Source organism: Burkholderia crassaminum, assembly GCF_964265005.1.
Taxonomy (GTDB): Bacteria; Pseudomonadota; Gammaproteobacteria; order Burkholderiales; family Burkholderiaceae; genus Burkholderia.
The window spans coordinates 554,606-577,672 of sequence record NZ_OZ183801.1; the positions used below are offsets into that span (position 1 = coordinate 554,606).

A 23,067-nucleotide genomic window follows, 5' to 3' on the forward strand; every position below is an offset into this window, starting at 1 on the left:
CCGCACCGCGGCCCGGATTGATTCCCGCAGCCCGCCGCCCCGCATCAGCCGAACGAATCGTGCAGGCGCTTCATCTCCTTCTCGAGCCACTCGATCAGGTTGAACGACGCATGCGCCCTCGCGGCCGGCGGGATCATCATCTTCTCCTCGGTCGCGATGTGTTCGGACAGCGATTCGCACATCAGCCGCCCAAGCTCGGGCTTGCGCGCGATCAGCGGCGACAGGTCGCCGCTGCTCAGCTGATAGGCCGTCACGGTCGTCACCGCGTAGACGCTCGCATGCAGTTGCGTGCCGGCCAGCACGACGGACTGGCCGATCGCATCGCCCGGCGCCATCCGCCTGACCTCGATGTCGCCCGTCGCGCCCGGCACGAACACCGACGCGACGCCGGCCCCGACGATCGTCAGCAGGCGCGTATCGGCATTCGATGCGTAGATCACGTCCCCTTTGTGGAACACGCGTGACGCGAGCGCCTCGGCGAGCACCGCCAGATCGTCGTCGCCGAGCTGCCGGAAGAGCTCGACCGCGCGCAGTAGCCGTTGCCCGCGCGACACCGGCCGGTGCGTCGCGGCGGCCCCGCCCAACGGGCGCAACGCGATGTCCGCGGCGGACAGGTGCCGGTGGGCCAGGTCGTAGAGCCGGTTGCGCACCGCGACCTTCTTCTGCAGCGCGTCGACGTAGCAGACGAGTTCGTATTCGACGGAATTGGTACGGAACGCCTTGACGACCGCGACCGGCGCGGGACTGGCCAGCACGTCCAGCGAACTGGCGGCGGCGCGATCGAGCGCATCGACGACGATGGCCGGCCGCACTTCCGGATCGATCTCGATCGTCAGCGTCACGCCGTGCACGTTCGCGGGTTCGCTCAGGTTGACGATCGTCGTCTTCGCCGCCGTGCTGTTCGGCACGACGACCAGGTTGCCTAGGCTGTTGATCAGCTTGGTCGCGCGCCAGTTGCTTTCGACGATGCGCCCTTCCAGTTCGCCGATGGATACGGTGTCGCCGAGCCGGAACGGCTGGGTGGTATTCAGCACGAGGCCCGAGAACACGTCGTTCAGCGTGTTCTGGACAGCCAGCCCGAGGATCACGGCCACCGCGCCCGAGGTCGCGACCAGCCCGCTCAGCGGCAGACCCAGCACGTAGCCGAGCGCAGCCACCGCGGCCGCGCCGAACACGGCGCCGGCGGCGATGTCGTGAAACAGCCGTTGGGTGCGCCACGCGCGCGGCAGCAGCAGATGGTCGAGCATCAGGCTGAACACGAGCGCGCACTGCAGCCACCACGCGACCCCGATCACCTGGATCGCCAGCCGGTCGAGGCGGTCGGGCGACGGCGGGACCGCGAGCGGGCTCACGCCGGTCGCGAACAGCACATAGGTCAGCGCGGCGAACGACGCGCAGCGCCACATCGCCTTCGTCGTCGAACGGCCGGGCCCGAGCAGCCGCCATGCGACGAGATCGGCAACGACGATCGGTACGCCATAAGCGACCGTGGCGGACAGGTTCAGCATGATGGAATGGGCGGCATGCGTGCGGCGCGACGCGCGCGGAGCCCGCACGCGCGCATCGCGCACGACGCGCACGACGCGCTCCGGCGTGCGGCCGCCTGCGGCGAATCGTGGCGCGAAAGGTCGGACTGGACAGGTTTCATGCGGTAGTCGTTCGATGACGCGCGAAGCCGCCGCGGGCGGCACGTGTGCCGGCCGCCGCCCCGCTCCGGCATTCAGCGGCGGCGCGACCGCGGTACGCTGCCGCGCGAGCCGATTGCCTGCCCGCACGCACGCGCATCGCCAACGGTCTGCGTGCGTCCAATGTAGACGCACCGGCCGGCCCGGTCCTGTGTTCAGCCTGAAACGTTCTGAACGCGCGCTGGCCGCGCGGCTAGGATTCGCGCGGCGGCAACTCGCTCTCGCCCGTGTCGAACCCGAGCGCGTGCACTTCGGACCATGCGTCGTGCACGACCTGGGTCGACCCGGCGGTATGGGCGAGCGCGGCCGCATACGCGGCCAGCAGACGCACGCGCGCATCGTCGCGCGAGTGCGCCTCATCGATGCCGCGCATCGAATCGAGCGCCGCGTGGGCTCGCTCGCGACACTCGTCCACCAGCGACAGGTCGAACAGGCACGGCACCGCCACGGCCGCCAGCGCGATGCCGACCTCCGCATCGCCGTTCGGCGAAAACGCCCAGTCGAGCGCCGCGCGCAGGTTGCCGAGCTCGCGCCGGACAACGTCGAGCCGCGATTCGGCGCGCGGGCTGCCGTCGTCTGCCGGCGCGAGCCGGAACAACGCGTGGAAGTAGTTCGCATGGGCACGGGCGGCAGCCGCGCATTCGCCGTTGTTCGCGAGCTGCTGCAGCGCGTACGCACGCGTGGTCGTCAGCAGCCGGTAGCGCGGCGCGCCGTGCGCGCTTTCGAGACTCAGCAGCGACTTCGACACGAGGCCGGCGATCGTGTCGAGCAGGTCCGCATCGGCCAGCCGCGTGGTTCCGACGATCTCCCGCACCGCGTCGATCGAGAAGGTGCCGCGGAATACGCCGAGCCATCGCAACAGCAGGCGCTCCGCCTCCCCGAGCAGCCGGTAGCTCCAGTCGTACATCGCCTGCAGCGTCTGATGACGCGGCAACGCCGTGCGGAACCCGCCGGTCAGCAACCGGAAATGGTCGTCCAGATGCGCGGCGAGCACGTCGATGCCGAGCACGGCCGCACGGGCCGCGGCCAGTTCGATCGCGAGCGGCAGACCGTCGAGGCGACGGCACACCGACGCCATCAGCGACACGCTGCGTTCGTCGAGCGGGAAGCGCGGATCGGCGGCCTGCGCGCGCGCCGAGAACAGCTGCACCGCGCTCGCGTCCAGCGTTTCGGCATCGTCGGCGCCTTCGCCCGGTACGTCGAGCGGCGGGATCGGACACAGCCGTTCGCCCTGGATACGCAGCGCCTCACGGCTGGTCGCGAGGACGCACAAGCCGGCGTCGGATTCGGTCAGCGCGCTCGCGATCCGCGCGGCCGCGTCGAGCAGATGCTCGCAATTGTCGAGTACCAGCAACATCCGGCGATCCGCGACGCTGGCCAGTACCGCTTCAAGCGTCAGCGATCCGGCGGGTTGCGCGATGCCGAACGCCGCCGCCAGCGCGTCGGGCACGAATTGCGGACAAGCGACCGTGGCCAGCGACACGAACGCGGCGCCATCCGGAAAACGCGCTTCGGCGCGCAGGGCTGCTTCGAGCGCGACCCGCGTCTTGCCGATGCCGCCCGCCCCGACCAGCGTCACGACACGCGCGGTGTCGAGCGCCGCCAGCACCTCGGCGACGGTCTGCTCGCGGCCGACGAGCACGGTCGGCGCGGCCGTCAGCCGCGATGTCGCCGCACGCGCGGGGGCCGCGACGTCGGCCTGGCCACCGACCAGCCGATAACCGCGCCCCGGCACCGTGACGATCAGGTTGCGATCGTCGGCAAGCGCCTTGCGCAACGCGGCGACATGCACCTGCAGGTTGTTTTCCTCCACGACCGTGTGCGGCCACACGCGCTGCATGATCTCGTCTTTCGAGACCAGTGCGCCGTTCGCGCGAATCAGGAGTTCGAGAATTTCGAATGCGCGACTGCCGATGCGCAGCAGTTTGCCGTTCGAGCGAATTTCACGCCTGTCAAGAAATACGTGTAGCGTTCCAATCCGGATCATGAGAATTTTCAATCGATTGCGTGCATCGATGCCCTGTCAAAAGTGACATCGATTTGACGCCAATGCTACGGCATTTGCCTGTCGCGATGATTCAAATAATCAGAATCTACTGAGCAAATTTTTTGAATCGACGAAAACCACGATTTTCCCGGCGCCTCCGCACACGTGCACCGCAACCCGCCTAGCGCGGCGCGGCCTGCCGCATTCACGACACGCGAAACAGTGATTCATCCATGAACCTGTTTCGTAGGATAAAACACGTGAATTGCCGGAATTAATTCTCCGGCTCGTTAATTGGAAAAACGGTACGCGTGATTTGCCGATAAATTAGCAGGTAAAAAAGACGTGCAAGACGCGGTGAAACCGATTCCGCGCGCGACGGCCGGTCGGATTTTCCGTTCATAACGATTCAGGCGCCGCTCAGGACATTCAGCGGCGCGGCGCGCGACGATGGATCGATGGCGCGGGCGTCAAGCGACTGCCGTCACGCCACGAGGAAAACGACCATGGGCAACCGTATCGCCGGCATCAGCATTCCCGACGGCCCGCTCGCACGGGAAGCCGCCGACACCGTGCGCGCGTGCGAACCGGAACTGCTGTTCCGGCACGCGATGCGCGTGTTCGTATTTGCATCGATCATCGGGCTGCATCGTGCCATCGCGTTCGACGCCGAACTGCTGTACGTCGCCGCGCTGTTTCATCACTTCGGCTTGACGGAGCGCTACCGGCATTCGCGCCGGCGCTTCGAGATCGACGGCGCGAATGCGGCGCACGCATTCGTCGGAGGATACGGCGTCGCCGCCGACGATGCGGCGGAGGTCTGGCGCGCGATCGCGCTGCATACGGCGTTCGGGATCCACCCGTACATGACGCCGTTGACGGCGTTGCTCGGCGCCGGTGTCGAGACCGATCTCTTCGCGCATCATTTCGACGAGGTAAGCCTGTCCGAACGCGACGCGATCCTGCGCGCATGGCCACGCGGCCCGGGCTTCAAGGAACTGTTTCTCGAAGCGCTCGGCGCGGGCACCGCCCATCGCCCCGCTACCGCGTTCGGCAACGTGTGCGCCGACGTGCTCGAGCGTTGCGACCCGGACTATCGTCGGACGAATTTCTGCGGGTTGGTACTCGGATCGAAATGGGCGGAGTGAGCCGGCCGCCCGGCCGCATCACTGCCGCCTCTGCCGCATCATGCGCGTGCGAACGCCAGCAGTTCGTCGTTCAGGCGTTGCGCATGCGTCAGGTACAACGCGTGCGGGCCGCCCTCATAGACGCTCAGGGTCGCGTGAGGCACGCGCTGCGCCGCGACGGCGCCCGTGAGCGCGACCGGCACGGTCTGGTCGTCGTCGCCGTGAATCACGAGCGTCGGCACGTCGAACTTGTCGAGATCCGCGTGGAAATCGGTTTCGGAAAACGCGCCGACGCAGTCGAGCGTCCCCTTCAACCCGGCCTGCAGCGCCATGAACGACGTCCAGTCGAGCGCGGCGCGCGAGATCGTCGAAGCGGCCCGGTTCGAGCCGGTGAACAGCGGCCAGAATTGCTCGAAGAACGCCGCACGATCGGCCACAATGCCCGCCCGAATCCCGTCAAAGACGGCGACGTCGACACCGTCCGGATGATCGTCGCGCCGCGCGACCAGCGGCGTCACCGAGCCGATCAGCACGGCTTTCGCGATGTGGCGCGTGCCGTGCCGGCCGATGTAGCGGGCCACCTCGCCGCCGCCCATCGAGAAACCGACGAGCGTCACGTCGCGCAGGCCGAGCGTTTCGATCAGCGTCGCGAGATCGTCCGCCAGCGTGTCGTAGTCGTATCCCGTCCACGGCTGGCCGGAGCGGCCGAAGCCGCGCCGGTCGTAGGCGATGCAGCGCAGGCCGTTCGACGCGAGATGATGCATCTGGACGTCCCACATATCCGCGTTCAGCGGCCAGCCGTGAATGAACACGACCGGGCGCCCGGCGCCCCAGTCCTTGTAGTGAATCGAAACGCCGTCGCGGGTCGTGAACGTGCTCATACGGATTCCTCAGTGATGAAAAGGCGGCGCCCGCCGGCGTCGGCCGGCGGACGGGCGGCCGCGTCCCTGGTCACGACCGCGACAGCCGGCCGATGAAGCGGTCCATCTCGGACGCGAGGATCACCTCCCAGTAGTTCGCGGGACGTTTCGCTCCGCGCCATTGCGGCTTGTAGATCGCATCGCCGGTGTGAATCGTCATGCCGGTCAGCGCGCAGCGCGCGAGCGCGCGCGACTTCGCGCTGATCCAGCGCTGCTCGTCATAGCGGCAGCGCGTCGGGTCGCTCCACGACACCAGGACCGACGAATCGGTCTGCCGTTCGGCGGCAATGATCGCGCAACGACGGCGCACGCCGCCGCTCGCCGCGGTCGATGCATCGTCGCGATGGCGGCGGCGCGCGGCGTCCGGGTCGCGCACAAGCGACGGCGCACAACGGCGTGCGGCCGGCGACGGGTCGAGCAGCGTCATCACGTGCTCCCAGCGATTGAATGCGTCCATGGCAGATCCAGGCAGGTGACGCGGGCCGGATGCCTCGCACCCGCCCGCAACGCGATCGTTATCCGCCGACGCGAACCGGCACCGGCCCGCGACGGGGTGATCTGATGCTGACGATAGCGGGCCGCCGCTGAAGAGTCTTGATTCGAGACTTAATTTTTCTGGTCGGTGCGCGCATGCGGCATGCGGCGTGCGCCGCATGGGGGTTCACGAAAATTCAGCGCAATTTCAGTACAGCCCGCAGGGCCGCGGGATAGGCTCCTGTCGGCGTTCGTTCGTGACGTTCGCGCGCCGGCCTGCGCGCGGCGTCGAACGCACGCCGGCTGCCGGCAGGATTGCCGCCTGCGGGCAGATTCGAACCCACCATCCAACGCGGCATCGTTGTACCGCACGTTCAAGGAGCCTTCATGCGTCCCGCAGATACCGACGCCGTTCCCTCGGCACGCCGCCGAGACATGCTGCTCGCCGGCGCAACCGCCGTTGCAGCCGCCGCGCTGCCGGCAGTCGCCGCCGCACCCAAACACGCCGCTTCCGCCCACCAAGGAACCCATGCGATGAATACGATCACCACGAAAGACGGTACGCAGATTTACTTCAAGGACTGGGGCAGTGGCCGCCCGGTCGTGTTCTCGCACGGCTGGCCGCTGTGCGCCGACGCGTGGGACGCGCAGATGCTGTTCCTCGTGCAGCACGGCTACCGCGTGATCGCGCACGATCGCCGCGGTCACGGCCGCTCGAGCCAGCCGTCGCAGGGCAACGACATGGACACGTATGCCGACGATCTCGCCGCGCTGATGAATGCGCTCGACCTGCACGAAGCCACGCTCGTGGGCCACTCCACCGGCGGCGGCGAAGTCGCGCACTACATCGGGCGGCACGGCACGAAGCGCGTCGCGAAGGCCGTGCTGATCGGCGCCGTGCCGCCGCAGATGGTGAAGTCGGCGACCAATCCCGGCGGCCTGCCGATGGACGTGTTCGACGGGATCCGCAAGAACGTCGCGGAAAACCGCTCGCAGTTCTACAAGGATCTCGCGGTGTCGTTCTTCGGCTTCAACCGGCCGGAAGCGAAGGTGTCGCAAGGCACGATCGACGCGTTCTGGGCGCAGGGCATGATGGGCGGCGCGTACGGCCAGTACCTGTGCGTGAAGGAATTCTCCGAGGTCGACTACACGGAAGACCTGAAGAAGATCGACGTGCCGACGCTGATCCTGCACGGCGACGACGACCAGATCGTGCCGATCGACGATTCGGCCCGGCTGTCCGCGAAGATCGTGAAGCACGCGGAACTCAAGGTGATCCCGGGCGGCTCGCACGGCATGTGCGTCGTCAATGCCGACCGGATCAATGCCGAACTGCTCGCGTTCCTGAAGGCGTAAGCCGCGCGACAAGGCGCGCCCGTCCGTCGTGCCGGCGCGCCGTTCAGCATTTTTCAGGAATTTTCAGGCCGCCGCGATTCCGCTGCCACGTGCACCGTCGCTAAGATCGTCGATGCACGCGGCACGCGCTGCGGCGGGCGCTCACTGGGTACGCGCCGGCCGGAGCAGCAAACCGATCAACGCCCCGGCGATTGCGAACGCCATCGCGACCCGGAAGTTGTCGGCCAGCGCGAGCGTGGTCGCCTGGACGCGAACCGCCCGGTCGAGCAGCGCGTAAGTCGCCTGGTCGCCGGTCGCGAAAGTCGCACCGTGCGCGACCAGCGACGCCGCGCCGGCCCGCAGGCGCTCCAGCGTTTGCGGATCCGACAGCGTGACATGCAGACCGACGAGATTCGAATGGGTAGCCTCCATGATGCGCTGGATCACCGCAATCGACGTCGTGCCGAGCTGCCCGCTCAGCAGGCGCGTCGTCTGCACGACCGCGCCGAACGTCAGCGCGTGCTCGGCCGTCACGTGCTTGCCGAAAAAGAAGATGACCGACGTGAGCGCCATCGTCTGGCCCAGCGCCTGCAGCAGTTGCGACGGGATGAAATCGGGTTCGGCCCACACGGGCGTGAGGCGCGCGCCGAGTGCGAACGCGAACGCCACCATCACGAAGCCGGCGACGATCAGCCGGCGCGGATCGACGCGTTGCAGCAGCCACGCGACGCACGGTGCGAACAGCAGTTGCGGAATCGCGATCCAGCGCAGCGTGTCGCCGATCTGCAGCGGGCGCAGCCCGTAGGTGCTCGCGAGAAACGCCGACGGAATGAAGCTCGTGTTGAGCACGGTGAAGCGCACGAGGCCGACCAGCACGATCAGCCACGCAACGTTGGGCAGCGCGAGGTAGCCGAGATCGAGGCCCGCACTGCGCGACGCCAGCTCGTGGATCAGGAACGCGGCCACCATCACGATGCCGACACCCAACAGCGTGACGATCAGCGGCGACTGGAACCAGAACAGCCGCTCGCCCTGGTCGAGCGCGATGCACAGGCACGCGAAGCCGCCGGCGCCGAGCAGCATGCCGCGCGTGTCGATACCGGACGCGAAGCGCTTGATCGGTTCGGTCGACAGCGACAGCATCAGGCACACGATGAACGGCACGGTCAGCAGCGCGTTCTGCCAGAACAGCCAGCGCCAGCTCAGGTGTTCGCTGTACCACCCTTCGAGCGTCGCCGACAGGTTCAGCGACATCTCGAGGTTCATCGCATACGCGGCGATGCCGAACGGAATGAGCCGCGGCGGCAGCGTGCGGACCACGAACCCGACGGTCAGCGGCACGAACACGCCGGACGCGAAACCCGCCACGCTCTGGAACACGATGAACGTGCCGAAGTTCGTGCACAGCGGCAGCACGCTTTCGATGGCCAGGAACACCGCGGCGCCCGCCAGCAGCACGCGGCGCGTGCCGAACACGAAGGCCGCCGCGATCGCGAGCGGCCCGACGAACATCTGCGACGCGGTGAACGCGGTGTTGATCCACGCGCCCTCGTCGAAGCCGACGCCGAGTGCGCCGCGTACGTCGGCGAGCCCGAGCGACGTGATGCGCGACGTCAGCGTCGAGATGATCGCGCCGAGCAGCACGGCCGCGATCGCGGCGATCGAACGAAACGTCGGTATGTCGGCGGCCGGCGTGGCGGCCGGCCCCGGTGTCGCGCCACCGGGGGCGAACGTGGTGTTCATCGTCGTGCGGCTCCCGCATTTGAGGCTCGCGCAAGCATAGCGCGATGTGAAGAACCCTGTCCGTACGATGGAGTCACCCGATCGTGAGCACGAACCCGCCGAATGCGTCGAACCCGCCGCCCGCCTCCCCCGCGCGCGCGCGCCGGTGGCCGATCGTCCTGGTCGCCGCAGCCGCGCTGCTGCTCGTCGCGCTGCTGGTCTACGAATTCGATGCGCACGAGCGCGGCACCGACGACGCGTACGTGACGGGCCACCTGCACGTGATCTCGCCGCGCGTGGCCGGCACGGTCGAGCGTGTGCTGGTAAACGACAACCAGTTCGTGCATGCGGGCGACCCGCTCGTGCGGCTCGACCCGCGCGATTTCGACGTGCGCGTCGCACTGCAGCGAGCACGCGTCGCGCAGGCACGCGCCGATGCGATGCGCACGAAGGCGCAGGTCGAGCAGGCCGACGCGACGCTCGTGTCCGCGCATGCCGACGCCGAGAAGGCCGAACTCGACTACGCACGGGCGCGCGAACTGACCCGCGAAACGCCGCGCGGGCTCTCGCAGCAGGAATTCGACGCGGCCAACGCGGCGCGCAAGTCCGCGCGTGCGCGCATCGACGCGGCGCAAGCGCTGCAGCGCAGCGCGCAGGCCGCGTGGCAGGCGGCCGACGCAGTGTCGCACCAGAGCGACGCCGACTTGCGCGACGCGGAGCTGCAACTGCAGTACACGACCGTCGTCGCGCCATCGGACGGCCGCGTCGGCAAGAAGACCGTCGAGACCGGCGAGCACGTCGCGCCCGGCCAGGCGCTGCTGACGCTGGTCGAGCCGCACCCGTGGGTCGTCGCGAACTTCCGCGAAACGCAGCTCGAGCACGTCCGCGCCGGCGACGCCGTGCGCCTGCGTTTCGACGCGCTGCCGGACCTGACCTTCAGCGGGCACGTCGACAGCCTGTCGCCCGCGACCGGCGGGCAGTTTGCGCTGTTGCCGCCCGACAACGCGACCGGCAACTTCACGAAGGTCACGCAGCGGGTGCCGGTCAAGATCCTGCTCGACGGGCAGGCGTCGACCGAGCCGCGTATCCGGCCCGGCCTGTCGGTCGTCGTCACGCTGCAACCCGGCCGCGAGCAGCCATGAGCCGCCTCGTCGCGCTGCTCGCCGCCGGCCTGCTGGGCGCCTGCACGATCGCGCCGCAGCCGCTCGCGCCCGTCCCGGTCGGCACCGACCGGTTCCGCCATGCGGATGCACCCGGCGAACCGGCCCCGTCGCTCGCCGGGTGGCCCGCGTCGTTCGGCGATGCGCCGCTCGTCGCGCTCGTTGACGCGGCGCTCGCCGGCAATGACGACATCCGCGCAGCCGCCGCGCGCGTCGACCAGGCGCAGGCGTTGCTCGGCGTGCGCGAAGCCGCGCTGTCGCCCACCGTCGGCGTCGATCCGTCGTTCAACCGCTCGCGCGTGTCCGGCACGGTCGACAACGCACTGCCGAAGCGCATGATGCACAACTGGTCGGTGCCGTTCAACGCGAGCTATGAAGTCGATCTGTGGGGCCGCCTGCGCGGCGACGCGGAGATCGGCAGGCAGAACGTGCTGCAGGCCGACGCCGATCGCGCGGCCGTGCGGCTGCGCGTCGCGACCGAGGTCGCGAGCGACTACCTGACGCTGCATTTCGTCGAGGAGGATCTGGCGACGCTCGCCCGCGCGATCGAGCTGCGCCGCACCGCGCTCGACGTGATCGCCGCGCGCGTGCGGGCCGGCGCGGCAAGCGACCTCGACGCGCTGCGCGCGGCGGCCGATCTCGACACCGCGCGCGCCGATCTCGCGGACAGCCGGCGGCTGCGCGAAAACCTCGTCGACGCGCTCGCGGTGCTGACCGGCGTGTCGCCGACCGGCTTCACGGTCGCACCGACCGCCGCCGCGATTCGCTTGCCGGCGGTGCCGCCCGGCCTGCCGTCCGCGCTGCTCGCGCAACGGCCGGACGTCTATGCGGCAGCGCGGCGTGTCGATGCGGCATCGCTCGAAACGGGCGTGGCTCGCACCGCGTGGCTGCCGACGCTGACGCTCACGGCCCAGGGCGGGTTCGCGAGCCGCGACCTCGGTTCGTTTCTCGACCGCAACAGCTCGCTGTGGGGCCTCGGGGCGAGCGTGGCCGAAACGCTGTTCGACGGCGGCAAGCGCGACGCGGCGGTCGCCGCCGCGACGGCCGGCACGGTACTCGCCGATGCGAACTATCGTGCAACCGCGCTGGGCGCGCTGCGCGAGGTGCAGGACGCGCTCAACGACATCGCCGCGCAGAACGAGCGGATCGTGCGCTACGACAGCGCGGCGCGCTCGACCGAAGCGGCGGCGCGGCTGTCGCTGAGCCGCTACGCGCACGGCTATGTCAGCTATCTCGAGGTCATCGACGCGGACCGCGATGCATTGAACGCGCAACGCCAACTGATCCACAGCCGCCAGGCGCTCGCGATCGCGACGGTCGCCCTGGTGCGCGCGCTGGGCGGTGGGTGGACGCCGCCCGCCGCCGCGCCGGAAAACGGTGCGCAACGCGCCGACCGGCTCTGAAAAAACCGCAATGCGCGGACGTGCCGGCCGTTCATTCGTTCGTTCGGATGGCCTCACGAATCTTAAAGTCGCTCTTAAGCTTACCTAACGTTTTTTGAGTTGCCCGGCGCCGGTTCGCTGCCTACATTGAGCGTATCGAATTCACCGAAGCGGGACCCGTCATGGATCGCCTGAAAACGCTCGAGATACTCAAGACGGTTGCCGAGCACGGCAGCTTCACGAAAGCCGCCGAGCTTCACGGGCTCGGCGTCCCCTGCATCAGCCGCTCGATCCAGTGCCTCGAAACGTCGCTCGGCGTGCTGCTGTTTCACCGCACGACGCGCAAGGTGACGCTGACGCGCGTCGGCCACGACGTGCTCGAACAGGCGCTCGCGTTGCTGGAGCAATACGAGCATTTTTCCGTCTGCTGTCACGCCAATGCAAGCGAGATGCAGGGCGAGATCTCGATCGAGGCGTCGAACCTGTTCGGCGCCGACCGGCTGGTGCCGGTGCTCGCCGATTTCAACCGGCAATACCCGCTGGTGCGGATCCGGGTCGACTGGGCCGATCATCCGAGCGCGGCGCTGAACGGCGCAGCGGACCTGTCGATCGTCACCGAACGCACGTCGAGCCTCACGTGCATCGAGCGGCGTCTCGGGCGCATCCCGATGGGCCTTTACGCGAGCCCGCGGTATCGCGCTGCAAGCGGCGCGGCGCTCACGCCGCAGGCGCTCGAACGCATGGACCCGCACGGCGGCAAGACGGGCACCGCCGGTTCGGCATGGCCGCTGCGGCACCGGCACAGCGGCGCGATCGCCGAGATCCGTCTCGCCGGCGCGATCAGCTCGAACTGCCTCGACACGCTGATTCTCGCGACGGCTCGCGGCACCGGTTTCGCGGTGCTGCCCGAGCATGTTGCGCGGCCGCTCGAGCGCGACGGCGCACTCGTTCGCCTGCTGCCCGACTGGCAGGTCGGCGATCTCGACGCATCGCTGCTCTATCACTCGCGCCGCAACCTGCCCGCGCGCATTCGCGCGCTCGCCGAACATCTCGTCGCCGCGTTCGACGGCACGCCCGCCGCGCGGCCGGCCGTGCAACCCGACGTGCGCGCGGTCACGCACGCCGCGGATGCCGATAGCACGGTGGCCGCATGAGCGCCGTCGTCCGCGTCATCGCGGCGCGGCCCGCCGCGTCGAAGCCCGCGCCGTTGCGCCGCACGGCCGGGCCAGCGCGTTCAGTCGCGCGCGCCGGCCGGGCGCACGCCCAGCGCATCGGCCTGCCGCACGAGATCCGGCAGCGTGCGCACCTGCATCTTCTTCATCACCTGTGCCCGATGCACCTTCACCGTGATTTCCTGAAGGCCGAGATTCGCGGCGATCTGCTTGTTCATCAGGCCCGCGACCACCTGGCTCATCACTTCGCGCTCGCGCGGCGTCAACGACGCATAGGCGCCGCGCACCGTGTGCAGCGTGCGGTCGCGCTCCAGCGCACGGCCGACGGCATCGAGCATCGCGTCGTCGTCGAACGGCTTCGTGAGGAAATCGAGCGCGCCGCCCTTCATCGCCTTGACTGTCGTGGCCACGTCGCCATAACCCGTCATGAACAGGATCGGCACGTTCAGGCCCGCGCGCACCGCCGCCTCCTGGACGGCCAGCCCGCTCTCGTCGGCAAGCCGCACGTCGAGGATCAGGCAGCTCGGCACGTCGGGCCGCTCGAACGCGAGAAACGCGCGCGACGACGCGAAGGTCTCCACGCGAAATCCCGCCGAACGCAACAGCGCGCTCAACGCGCGCCGCAGCGTTTCGTCGTCGTCGACCACATAGACGATCGGCGCGGCGTCTCCCGCGCCGCCGTGGCCGATCGACGTCATGTCCGGCGTACTCGCCATTGCATTCCCTGTGTAGGCATCCGCTTCATTATCGAATGATAAACTAACCCGAAGCCGGGCGGAACCGCCGCACGGTGGACGGCGCGGCCGGTCGGCGGGACGCCGTTCATGCGGGCGGCGCGCCGGATGCGACCCGGTCGATCAGGTTGATCATGTCGTCCGACGGAAACGGCTTGCGCAGGAACGCGATCGCGCCTTGCGCCAGCGCGCGGCGGATCGATTCGTCGTCGCCGTGCGCCGACATGAAGATGACCGGCAGCGTCGCCTTGCGCTGAATCAGCAGGCGCTGGACGTCGAGCCCGCTCATCCCTTTCATCTTCAGGTCGACCAGCACGCAAGCCGCGTCGTCCAGCGCATCGGCAGCCAGGAAGTCCTCGCCCGACGCAAACGGCAATGCGGTATGGCCAGCCGATTTCAGCAGGCTGGCAAGACTCTTACGGACCGACGCATCGTCATCGATGATGCAAACAATGGCCATGAAATGAGAACCTGAAAATTTTGTCAATCCAGTACATCGCGATGCAATGCGGGGCTGCACCGACAGGCGTTACCCCGTCGCCGGAATCAGTGCGTCATGCCCACGGCCCTGCCGCCAGCAGCGGCTGGGCGGACCCGGCCGGCGCCGGCGGCCGCGTATCCGTGTGTTCGTCGTCGGCGAAGGACTCACACCGCGCATGCACGCGGCCCGCCTCCCCCGACTCCGTCAGCTTCTCGAGCGCATACGCGCGCACGACCTCGAGCAGCGAATAACGCTTCGACAGCCCGACCGAATGAACGACCAGCAACGATTTCGACGCGAGACTGACCAGGCAGTCGAGCACCCGCGCGGCGCCCAGTTCGTCGCACGCAGCGAGCGCGCACGCCGCGTCGAGCCGGAACGCATCCGGAAACACCGCGAGGCGGCACAGCACGGTGCGCTCCGCATCGCCGAGCAGCCGGTAGCTCCACTCGATGGTGGCCCGCAGCGTCTGCTGGCGCGGATGGGCGGTCCGCAGGCCGCCGGACAACGACAGCACCGACTTGTCGAGATCGGCGGCCAGCCCCTGGATCCCGAGCAGCGCGACGCGTGCCGCGCCGAGTTCGAGCGCGAGCGGCAGGCCGCTCAGGCGACGGCAGATGGTCGCGATCGCATCCAGCGTCTTCCCTTCGGTGGGCACGTCGGTGCCCATCGCGCGCGCCCGTGCCAGGAACATGCGGACGGCCCCGCACGCGACGATCTCGCCTTCGGTCGCGCCGGCCGGCGGCACGGGCAGCGGCCCGACGCGATACACGCGCTCGCCGGCGACCCGCAGCGGCTCGCGGCTGGTCACGACGAGGATCGCGTCGGGATTCTCGTCGGCGATCGCTTCGCACAGGTCCGCCAGTTCGCCGACATGCTGCTCGGCGTTGTCGAACACCAGCATCACGCACTGCCCGGCGATCGCGCGCACGACGTCCGCCGGCCCGGCGGCCGGGCCGCCCGGCAGGCCGAGCGCGTCCAGCACCGCGGACTCCAGCGTCGCGCCGCCCTGCCAGCCGGCCAGGTCGATCCGGATCATCTCGATACCGCGGACGGCCGACCACGCGGCGGCAACCTCCAGCGCGAGATGCGTCTTGCCGACGCCACCGGGGCCGACCAGCGTGACGAACGCCTCGTGTTCGAGCAGCGCGTGCAGCTCGGCCGCTTCCTGCTCGCGGCCGATCAGCGGACATTTGCGCGGTGCGGCACCCGCGCGGGCACCGCGCACCGGCTCGAGCGCGTCCGGCAGGCGCCCGCCATGGGCCGCGTCGGCCGGCGGCGCGAGCCGGTAGCCGCGGCCCGACTCGGTCCGGATCCAGCCGTGCTTGCCGCCGAACAGCTTGCGCAGCGTCGAGATGTGCACCTGGATGTTGTTCTCGACGACGATCGTGTTCGGCCACACGGCCTCCATGATCTCGTCCTTCGACACGAGCCTGCCGGCCGCCTTCACCAGCAGCTCGAGAATCTCGAATGCCCGGGCGCCGATATACCGGGGCTGCCCGTCGACGCAGACTTCGCGGCACTCAAGGGAAACCGTCACCCGCCCGAACGTATACATGATCCGCACTCGCCTTATGCTGCTCCGCATCGTGCGCCGCCCCGCGAGGCGGCACCCCCTGTTCCGCCCGTCCGGCCGCATCGATGCGGGCCGGCAGGCATGAACCTATCGTATGGCGTGGCGCGCGCGCCGGCCATTATCTATTGGTTTAGTCGGCCCCCGTGCGGCCCGCGCGCCGGAAATCGCGGGAGGGGGTCCTGCAGATTTCCGCAGGCTGTCGGACAATGCACGGGCACGCCTCGCGCGCGATCGAGCCCGGACGCTGCCCGTCGACACGCCGTTTTTGCTCCGTTCCACCCAGCCTGCCCTGATCGTGAACCCACCCTTGCATAACCCCGACGACACGAAGCGAATGGATGCCGACTGGCTGGCGCGTGCCCGTCTGTCGAATGCGGTCCGCGCGGACGACGTGCTGTGTTTCGACCTGACCGATGCCGAAACCGGGCGCGTGTGGTCCGCGTGCCGGACCGGCTGGGAATCCGACCGGCGCTGCCGGCAATTCGATCGAGAGTACGCATTGAACGGCGTGCTGGACCCTGCATGGGCACTGCTGCCGGTCGCGCTGATCCGCGCGGCGGACGGCCCGGTGCTCGTCTATCCGCGCGTCGACGGCGATGCGTTCGACACGCTCGCGGACGGGCGGCTGCCGCTCGACGCCTTCCTCGACACGGCGATCCAGGCGGTGCGCACGCTCGGTGCGCTGCATCGGCGCGGCTGGCTGCACGGCGACCTGCAACCGGCCAGTTTCGTCGCCGCAACCGACGGCACGGTCATGCTTCGCTCGTTCGCGCATGCGCAAAATCGTCGGACGGAACACGCCGCGACGGATCCGCTGCGCGCGGAATTCGCCGCGTACGCGGCCCCCGAAGTCTCGGAGGGCACGTGCATCGACGAGCGCTCCGACCTGTACGCGCTCGGCATCACGCTGTTCCGGCTGCTGACGGGTGCGCTGCCGTACAAGGCCGCGTCGACGTCCGAATGGGTGCACGCGCACGTCGCGATGCAGCCGTCGCCTGCCACGAGCCTGCGCAACGACCTGCCCGCGATCCTGAGCGACCTGCTGCTGAAACTGATCGCGAAGGAGCCCGCTGAACGCTACCCGTCCTGCGACGCGGTACAGCACGATCTCGAACGTATCCGGCGCGACCGGCAGGCCGCCGGCCGGGTCGAGCCGTTCGCGCTCGGCGGCAGCGATCCGCTCGCCGGTTTGCGTACGCCCGACCGGCTGGTCGGCCGGGAAGCCGAATCCGGCCGGCTCGCGGCCGCGCTCGCCGCCGTCCTGCAAACCGGCGAGACGGCCATCGTCTTGATCGACGGGCCGGCCGGGGTCGGCAAGACCGCGCTGGCCGAGGATTTCATGCGCGGGGCGCGCGCGGCATCGCCCACGGCCTGGCGCACGTCGGCGAAGGTCGACCGGTTCCAGCCCGCCCGGCCCTACGCGCCGGTGCTGCAGGCGCTGCGCGCGCTGTTCGGCAGCGCGCTCGCCCGGCGCGACGACGAAATCGCCGCGATCGTCGCGCGGCTGCGCGCAAGCGTCGGCCATCAGGCCAGCCTGTTGTCCGGCCTCTTTCCGGAGATCGCGTGGCTACTCGATGTCGAGCCCGTCGCGTTCGGCCATACCGATGCCATTCCGGAATTTCACCTGTGCCGGATCGTCGCGAATGCGTTCCGCGCATTCGCGACGCCAGTCGAGCCGCTGGTGATGGCGCTCGACGACATCCAGTGGGCCGACGACGCGACGCTCGCGTTTCTCGCGTCGATCGCGCTCGATCCGCCGGCCCACGTCTGCATCGTCGCCGGTTATCGCAGCGGATCGCAGCTCGACCAGCCGCCGGCGTTCCGCCGCTTCCTGCAGCAGCTCGATCCCGCCCGCGTGTCGGCGCTGACGCTGGCGCCGCTCGACGCGCCCGGCGTCACGCACATGCTGGCCGGCCTGCTCGGAGAAACGCCGGACCGGCTGTCCGGGCTCGGCGACGTCGTGACCCGCCGGACCGGCGGCAATCCGTTCTACGTGCAGCAGTTCGTGCGCACGATGATCGACGAGCGGCTGCTCGCGTACGACCCGGTGCGACGGACGTGGCAGTGGCAGCCGGCCGACCTCGACGCGCACCACCTCGCCGAGAATGTCGTGAGCCTGCTCGCGGTCCGCATGCAGCGGCTGCCGCATGAATCGAGAACGCTGCTGTCGCTGCTCGCCTGCACCGGCACCGATGCCGACGCCGCGCTGTTGTGCGCCGCCGCCGGCAAGACGCGCGCCGAACTCGCGTTCTGGATGGCCCCCGCGCGCCAGGCGGGCCTCGTGTCGAGCTCCGACGACCGATGGCGTTGCGTGCACGACCGCGTCCTCGAGGCCGCTCACGCGCTCGCCGGGCGCGCAGAGCGCGCGCAGTGCCACGCCCGGATCGCCACGGCGATGCTCGCGCGCACGAACGCGCGATCGACCGAAGCGCTGCTGGAACTGGCCGCCCAGATCGAGCAGGCACACACCGCGCCGCTCGACCGCACGCTCGCGCTCGCGTTCGCGGACGCGCTGGTCGCAGCCGCGGAAGCGGCGGCCACGGTTGCCGCGCGCGATCGCGCGCTGTCGTTTCTCTCGCGTGCGCAAACGCTGCTCGGCCCGCACGCGTGGTCGCAGCACTACGGCCTCGCGAGCCGCATCGGCATGTTGCGCGGCGGCCTGCTGCTCGCGACCGGCGCGACCGCGCTGGCCTCCGCCGCGATCGACGAGCTGATGGCGCGCACGCGCACGCCGGCCGACCGCGCCGAGGCCCACCGGCTGAAGGCCGCGCAGCTCACCGTCGAGTCGCGCTACCGGCAGGCGGTCGACGTCGCGCTGCAGGGGCTCTCGCTGCTCGGCGTGACGCTGCCGGCCGAGCCGAGCGCCGCCGATCTCGCGGCGGCCTGCGACGCCGTGCGCGACGCGCTCGCCGGCCGCGCGATCGGTGATCTGGTCGAGCTGCCCGTGACGACCGACACGCGCGTCGAAGCGACGATGGCATTGCTGACCGCGCTCGAAGCGGCGATGTTTTACCCGAGCGGCGGGCTGATGCTGCTGCATTTCGCGACGATGGTCCGGCTGACGCTGCAGCACGGCGTCACCGCCGCATCGGTACAGGGGCTCGCGTGGTACGGCGTGAGCATTGCCGAGCATCACGGCGCGTATGAAGACGGTTTCGAATTCGCGAAAGTTGCGCTCGCGCTGGTCGATCGCCACGGCTTCGAGCGCTACCGCTCCGCAACGCTGATCGCGCTCGACCAGGTGAGCGTGTGGACCCGGCCGCTGTCGTACGCGCTCGACCGCGCGCGCGAAGCAAAGGCGGCCGGCAATGCGAGCGCCGAGCTGCGCTGGATGTGCTACAGCTGCAACCACATCGTCAGCGACCTGCTGTCGATGGGCGAAGCGCTGCCGGCGATTCGCGACGAGATCGATCCGTTGCTCGCGATCGCGCGCGGCGCGCGCTACGACGACATCGTCGACCTCGTGTCCACCCAGTCGGAATTCGTCGATGCGCTGCAGTTCGGCTACGACCAGCCGGTCGGCACCTGGCGCATGCGCGTGTCGACGAAAACGCCGATGTCGGTCCTGCAGTTCTGGACCGACGTGCTCGCCGGCCAGGCGGCGTTCATCTTCGGCGATGCGAGCGCGGCACGCGCGGCACTCGATGCGGCCGCGGCAAGCGCGTGGTCGACGCCCGCGCACATCATGCTGTCCGATTTCCACCTGTTCAGCGTGCTCGCCGGCATCGCGGCCGACGGCGGCGCGACGCCGCCCGAGCCGCTGCTCGAACGCTTCGCGCCGCAGCACGCGCGCTTCGTCGACTGGAGCGAACGCAATCCGGCGACGTTCCGCAACAAGCTCGCGCTGATCGACGCCGAATTCGCACGCGTGCGCGGCGACCACGTCGTGGCGATGCAGCAGTACGAGGCGTCGGCCAGCCTTGCGGCGGAGCGCGGTTTCGTGCACGAACAGGCGCTCGCGCACGAACTGGCCGCGCGCCACGCGATGTCGCTCGGGCTCACCGGCCCCGCGCGCCATCAATGGCGGCTCGCGCACGCGTGCTACCGGCGCTGGGGCGCGACCGGCAAGGCGCAGGCGCTGGAAGCGCAGCATGCATTCCTCGTGATGGAGTCGCCGCCGGGCGGTGCGTCCGTGCCCGCGCGCGAAGACCTCGATTTCGCGCTCGCGATGCGCGCATCCCATTCGTTATCCGAAGAAATCGTGCTGGAGCGCCTGATCCAGACGCTGATGCGCAACATGATCGTGTACGCCGGCGCCGGCTACGGCCTGCTGCTGCTCGCCCGCAACGACCGGCTGACGATCGAGGCCGCCGCGCGGATCGTCGACAGCGACGTGGTTGTCGAGATCGCCCGCAGCGAACCCACCGAACACGATGTGCCGCTGTCGATCCTGAACACCGTCGCGCGAACCCGCAAGCCGGTCGTGCTCGCGAACGCGCAGCGCGAAGGCCTGCCCGATCACGTCGACAGCCTGCACGCGCACCCCACGCGGTCGCTGTTCTGCCTGCCGCTGCTGAAACAGGGCGTGCTGATCGGCGTGCTGTATCTCGAGAACGCACTGAGCAACGGCGTGTTTTCGCCGCGCCGCATCGCGATGCTCGAAATGCTCGCGCCGCAGGCGGCCAACGCGCTGGAATCCGCGCGGCTTTATGCGGAACTGATCGACGAGAACGCGCGCCGGCTCGAAACCGAAGCCGCGTTGCGGCATGCGCGCACCGAGCTCGCGCGCACCGCGCACATGACCGTGATGGGCGAGCTGGCCGCGTCGATCGCGCACGAGATCAACCAGCCGCTGACGAGCATCGTGTCGAGCGTCGGCGCGTGCGCGCGCTGGCTGCGCGGCACGCCGCCCGATCTCGGCGAGGCGCTCGCGAGCCTCGACGACATCCGCGCGTCCGGCCTGCGCGCGGCCGACATCGTGCGCGCGCTGCGCTCACTCGCCCGCCAGACGCCGCCCGCGCTCGCACCGCTCGCGATCGACGACCTGATCCGCGACATGCTGCGCCTCACCGCGACCGAAATCGACGCGAAGCAGGTCACGTTGCGTGTCGACCTGCATTGCGCCGGCATCCGCGTGATGGCCGATCGCACGCAGATCCAGCAGGTGATCCTGAACCTGGTCACCAACGCGCTCGACGCGATGGACGGGCTGGCCGCGTCGCGCGAGCTCGACATCGCGTCGCAGGCCGGCAACGGCTACGCGACCGTGTCCATTGCCGACCGCGGCGCGGGTATCGATGCCGGGATCGCGAACCGGATCTTCGATCCGTTCTTCACGACGAAATCGCACGGCATGGGGATGGGGCTCGCGATCTGCCGCTCGATCGTCGAAGCGCATGGCGGCACGCTCGAAGCCGCGCCGCGCGGCGATGGCGGGTCCGTCCTGACGTTCCGGCTGCCGGTGTCGACGGCGGGCTGATGTAACGCACCGACGCGGGCCGTCACCCGCGCCGCGCGGTTCAGGTCCCGCTCGGCCGGTGTGCGTCCTCGCCGAGGAACCGGTGCACGAACGTCACGGCCATCGCCCCTTCTCCGACCGCCGACGCCACCCGCTTGACCGACCCCGAACGGACGTCGCCCGCCGCGAACGAGCCGGGCACGCTGGTTTCCAGGTAGTACGGCCGGCGCTCGAGCGGCCACACGCGCTCGAAGTCCGGGCAGTCGTACAGATCGCTGCCCGTCACCAGGTACCCGCCCGGATTGCGAATGATGTTCGTGTCGCGCGCCCATTCGGTGTTCGGCGCACCGCCGATGCAAACGAACAGGTGTGTGGCCGGCAGCACGTCGCGCGCGCCGTCTTCCGTGCGCAGCACGATCGCCTCGAGCCGCCCGTCGCCTTGCAGCGCATCGACGGTCGTGCCATAGCGCACCGTCACGTTCGGCATGCGCTCGATCCGGTCGATCAGGTAGCGCGACAGCGTCGCCGCGAGCGACGCCCCCCGGACGATCATCGTGACTTCGCGCGCGTGACGCGCGAAGTTCATCACGGCCTGGCCTGCCGAATTACCACCGCCGACGACGAACACGTGCTTGCCCTCGCACATCGGCGCTTCGCTCGAGCCCGCGCCGTAGTACAGGCCCGCGTTGAGAAACTTCGGTTCGTCGGACAGGCCGAGGCTGCGGTATTCGATGCCGGTCGCGCAGATGTTCGAGCGCGCGGTCAGGATCGAGCCGTCGGCCATGTCGACGCGGATCTTGCCGTCGACGAACGTCGCGTGCACGCCCTCGCGCATCATCAGCAGCTCGACGCCGAACTTCACCGCCTGCTGGCGCGCGCGCTCCGCCAGCTCGGCGCCCGGAATGCCCTCCGGAAACCCCATGTAGTTCTCGATCAGCGAACTCGTGCCGGCCTGCCCGCCGATCGCGTCGCGCTCGATCACGACGGCCCGCAGCCCCTCGGACGCCGCGTAGACAGCCGCCGACAGGCCGGCCGGGCCGGCGCCGTAAATCGAAACGTCGTATTCGATGAAGCGCGGCCGGGCGACCCAGCCGAGCTTCGCGGCGATCTCCGGCAGCGTCGGCTGGTAGATGCAGGTGCCGTCCGGAAAGACGACCACCGGCAGCCGGACGTCGCGCAGCGGCGCGATGCCCAGCTCGCGCACGCAATCGGTGTCGGACGTCAGTTCGCACCATTCGTACTCGACCACGCCGCGCTTCAGGAAGTCGCGGATCGCGTAGGCCTCCTTGCTGTGAGGCAGGCCGATGACCTTGACATGCTGCGACTGCGCCATGAGCGTCTCCCGGTGACCGCGTGTCGGATCCCGGCCGGTTCCCGCGCCGGCCGTACGTGTGACTGTACGTCGTCATCCTGTCGCGGCCGCCACGTTTCATAAGAATTAAGGTCCGCGCGCGATGCGCGCCGTCCACAATGAATCGTGTCCCCCCGCTCGCAGCTTCGCGCCGGCCGCGCTGCGAGCGCCCCGCGGTGCCGGCATCGGAGCGGAAGATGACCACGACCTGCACCCATCTCGGTGAAGCGCACATCCTGAACACCGACAAGGACTACTGCGAGGAATGCGTGAAGTCCGGCAGCCGATGGGTGCATTTGCGCCTGTGCCTGAGCTGCGGGCACGTCGGCTGTTGCGATTCGTCGCCGAATCGTCACGCCAGCCGGCATTTTCATGAAACGACTCACCCGCTCGCCCGTTCGATCGAGCCCGGCGAGCACTGGGTCTGGTGCTATGCGGACGACGTGATGGCCGGCGAAATCACGCCGTAACGCCCCGCGCACCGGCATCCGGCACCGTTTTCGACCGAGGGTATACACGGTTCGATCGCGGCTTCTTCCCGCCGCTTTTTTCGACTAATATTT

The 23,067-nt window shown here is 69.3% G+C and carries 16 protein-coding genes; 7 read left to right on the forward strand and 9 right to left on the reverse strand.

All coding sequences use genetic code 11. The features are described from left to right. Positions 1 to 44: 44 nt before the first annotated feature. Positions 45 to 1,580, reverse strand: a complete 1,536-nt coding sequence (locus tag ACPTTF_RS35720) for a mechanosensitive ion channel domain-containing protein (RefSeq protein WP_423372260.1) — start codon at positions 1,578 to 1,580, stop codon at positions 45 to 47. Positions 1,581 to 1,878: 298 nt separating this feature from the next. Beyond that, a complete protein-coding gene (locus ACPTTF_RS35725; protein WP_423372261.1) occupies positions 1,879 to 3,672 on the reverse strand; it encodes an ATP-binding protein in 1,794 nt (597 codons plus the stop codon). 506 nt (positions 3,673 to 4,178) lie between these two features. Between ACPTTF_RS35725 and ACPTTF_RS35730 the strand changes: the two genes are divergently transcribed. Then, positions 4,179 to 4,820 (forward strand): phosphohydrolase, encoded by a 642-nt coding sequence (locus tag ACPTTF_RS35730; protein WP_423372262.1) that lies wholly within the window; start codon positions 4,179 to 4,181, stop codon positions 4,818 to 4,820. A gap of 38 nt (positions 4,821 to 4,858) precedes the next feature. Here the strand turns inward: ACPTTF_RS35730 and ACPTTF_RS35735 are convergent, their stop codons facing one another. After that, positions 4,859 to 5,680, reverse strand: coding sequence for an alpha/beta fold hydrolase (locus ACPTTF_RS35735; RefSeq protein WP_423372263.1), 822 nt, complete (start codon positions 5,678 to 5,680; stop codon positions 4,859 to 4,861). A 70-nt stretch (positions 5,681 to 5,750) separates the two neighbouring features. Next, entirely contained in the window at positions 5,751 to 6,176 is a 426-nt protein-coding gene (locus ACPTTF_RS35740) for a DUF3331 domain-containing protein (protein WP_166957976.1), read from the reverse strand. Between the two features lie 551 nt (positions 6,177 to 6,727). On the opposite strand from ACPTTF_RS35740, the gene ACPTTF_RS35745 reads away from it, so the two are divergent. Beyond that, positions 6,728 to 7,549, forward strand: coding sequence for an alpha/beta fold hydrolase (locus ACPTTF_RS35745; RefSeq protein ID WP_423372264.1), 822 nt, complete (start codon positions 6,728 to 6,730; stop codon positions 7,547 to 7,549). 141 nt (positions 7,550 to 7,690) lie between these two features. On the opposite strand, the gene ACPTTF_RS35750 is transcribed toward ACPTTF_RS35745, so the two are convergent. Further along, the gene (locus ACPTTF_RS35750) at positions 7,691 to 9,271 is read right to left on the reverse strand and encodes an MFS transporter (RefSeq protein WP_423372265.1); all 1,581 of its coding nucleotides are present in this window, start codon (positions 9,269 to 9,271) and stop codon (positions 7,691 to 7,693) included. 83 nt (positions 9,272 to 9,354) lie between these two features. On the opposite strand from ACPTTF_RS35750, the gene ACPTTF_RS35755 reads away from it, so the two are divergent. The 3 genes from ACPTTF_RS35755 (at position 9,355) to ACPTTF_RS35765 (ending at position 12,946) form a co-directional block, all read left to right on the forward strand. Then, positions 9,355 to 10,392, forward strand: coding sequence for an HlyD family secretion protein (locus tag ACPTTF_RS35755; protein WP_423372266.1), 1,038 nt, complete (start codon positions 9,355 to 9,357; stop codon positions 10,390 to 10,392). Continuing rightward, positions 10,389 to 11,813, forward strand: a complete 1,425-nt coding sequence (locus tag ACPTTF_RS35760; RefSeq protein ID WP_423372267.1) for an efflux transporter outer membrane subunit — start codon at positions 10,389 to 10,391, stop codon at positions 11,811 to 11,813. The genes ACPTTF_RS35755 and ACPTTF_RS35760 overlap by 4 nt, the downstream gene beginning before the upstream one ends. 161 nt (positions 11,814 to 11,974) lie before the next feature. After that, positions 11,975 to 12,946, forward strand: coding sequence for a LysR family transcriptional regulator (locus ACPTTF_RS35765; RefSeq protein ID WP_423372268.1), 972 nt, complete (start codon positions 11,975 to 11,977; stop codon positions 12,944 to 12,946). An 80-nt stretch (positions 12,947 to 13,026) separates the two neighbouring features. On the opposite strand, the gene ACPTTF_RS35770 is transcribed toward ACPTTF_RS35765, so the two are convergent. The 3 genes from ACPTTF_RS35770 to ACPTTF_RS35780 all read right to left on the reverse strand — a co-directional run bounded on the left by ACPTTF_RS35770 (position 13,027) and on the right by ACPTTF_RS35780 (position 15,737). Continuing rightward, positions 13,027 to 13,680, reverse strand: a complete 654-nt coding sequence (locus ACPTTF_RS35770) for a response regulator transcription factor (RefSeq protein ID WP_423372269.1) — start codon at positions 13,678 to 13,680, stop codon at positions 13,027 to 13,029. 106 nt (positions 13,681 to 13,786) lie between these two features. After that, positions 13,787 to 14,158 carry a response regulator transcription factor gene (locus ACPTTF_RS35775; protein ID WP_166957962.1) on the reverse strand — a complete coding sequence of 124 codons (372 nt, stop codon included), beginning with the start codon at positions 14,156 to 14,158 and terminating at the stop codon, positions 13,787 to 13,789. Between the two features lie 94 nt (positions 14,159 to 14,252). Then, positions 14,253 to 15,737 (reverse strand): winged helix-turn-helix domain-containing protein, encoded by a 1,485-nt coding sequence (locus ACPTTF_RS35780; protein WP_423372270.1) that lies wholly within the window; start codon positions 15,735 to 15,737, stop codon positions 14,253 to 14,255. Between the two features lie 352 nt (positions 15,738 to 16,089). Between ACPTTF_RS35780 and ACPTTF_RS35785 the strand changes: the two genes are divergently transcribed. Then, positions 16,090 to 21,174: a trifunctional serine/threonine-protein kinase/ATP-binding protein/sensor histidine kinase gene (locus ACPTTF_RS35785; protein ID WP_423372271.1), complete on the forward strand. Its 5,085-nt coding sequence runs from the start codon at positions 16,090 to 16,092 to the stop codon at positions 21,172 to 21,174. 40 nt (positions 21,175 to 21,214) lie between these two features. Here ACPTTF_RS35785 and ACPTTF_RS35790 read toward each other — a convergent pair whose 3' ends face one another. Continuing rightward, positions 21,215 to 22,486 carry an NAD(P)/FAD-dependent oxidoreductase gene (locus tag ACPTTF_RS35790; RefSeq protein ID WP_423372272.1) on the reverse strand — a complete coding sequence of 424 codons (1,272 nt, stop codon included), beginning with the start codon at positions 22,484 to 22,486 and terminating at the stop codon, positions 21,215 to 21,217. A 215-nt stretch (positions 22,487 to 22,701) separates the two neighbouring features. On the opposite strand from ACPTTF_RS35790, the gene ACPTTF_RS35795 reads away from it, so the two are divergent. Beyond that, complete coding sequence (locus tag ACPTTF_RS35795) at positions 22,702 to 22,974, forward strand: ubiquitin carboxyl-terminal hydrolase 14 (protein WP_166957955.1); 273 nt, start codon at positions 22,702 to 22,704, stop codon at positions 22,972 to 22,974. The last annotated feature ends 93 nt before the right edge of the window (positions 22,975 to 23,067 follow it).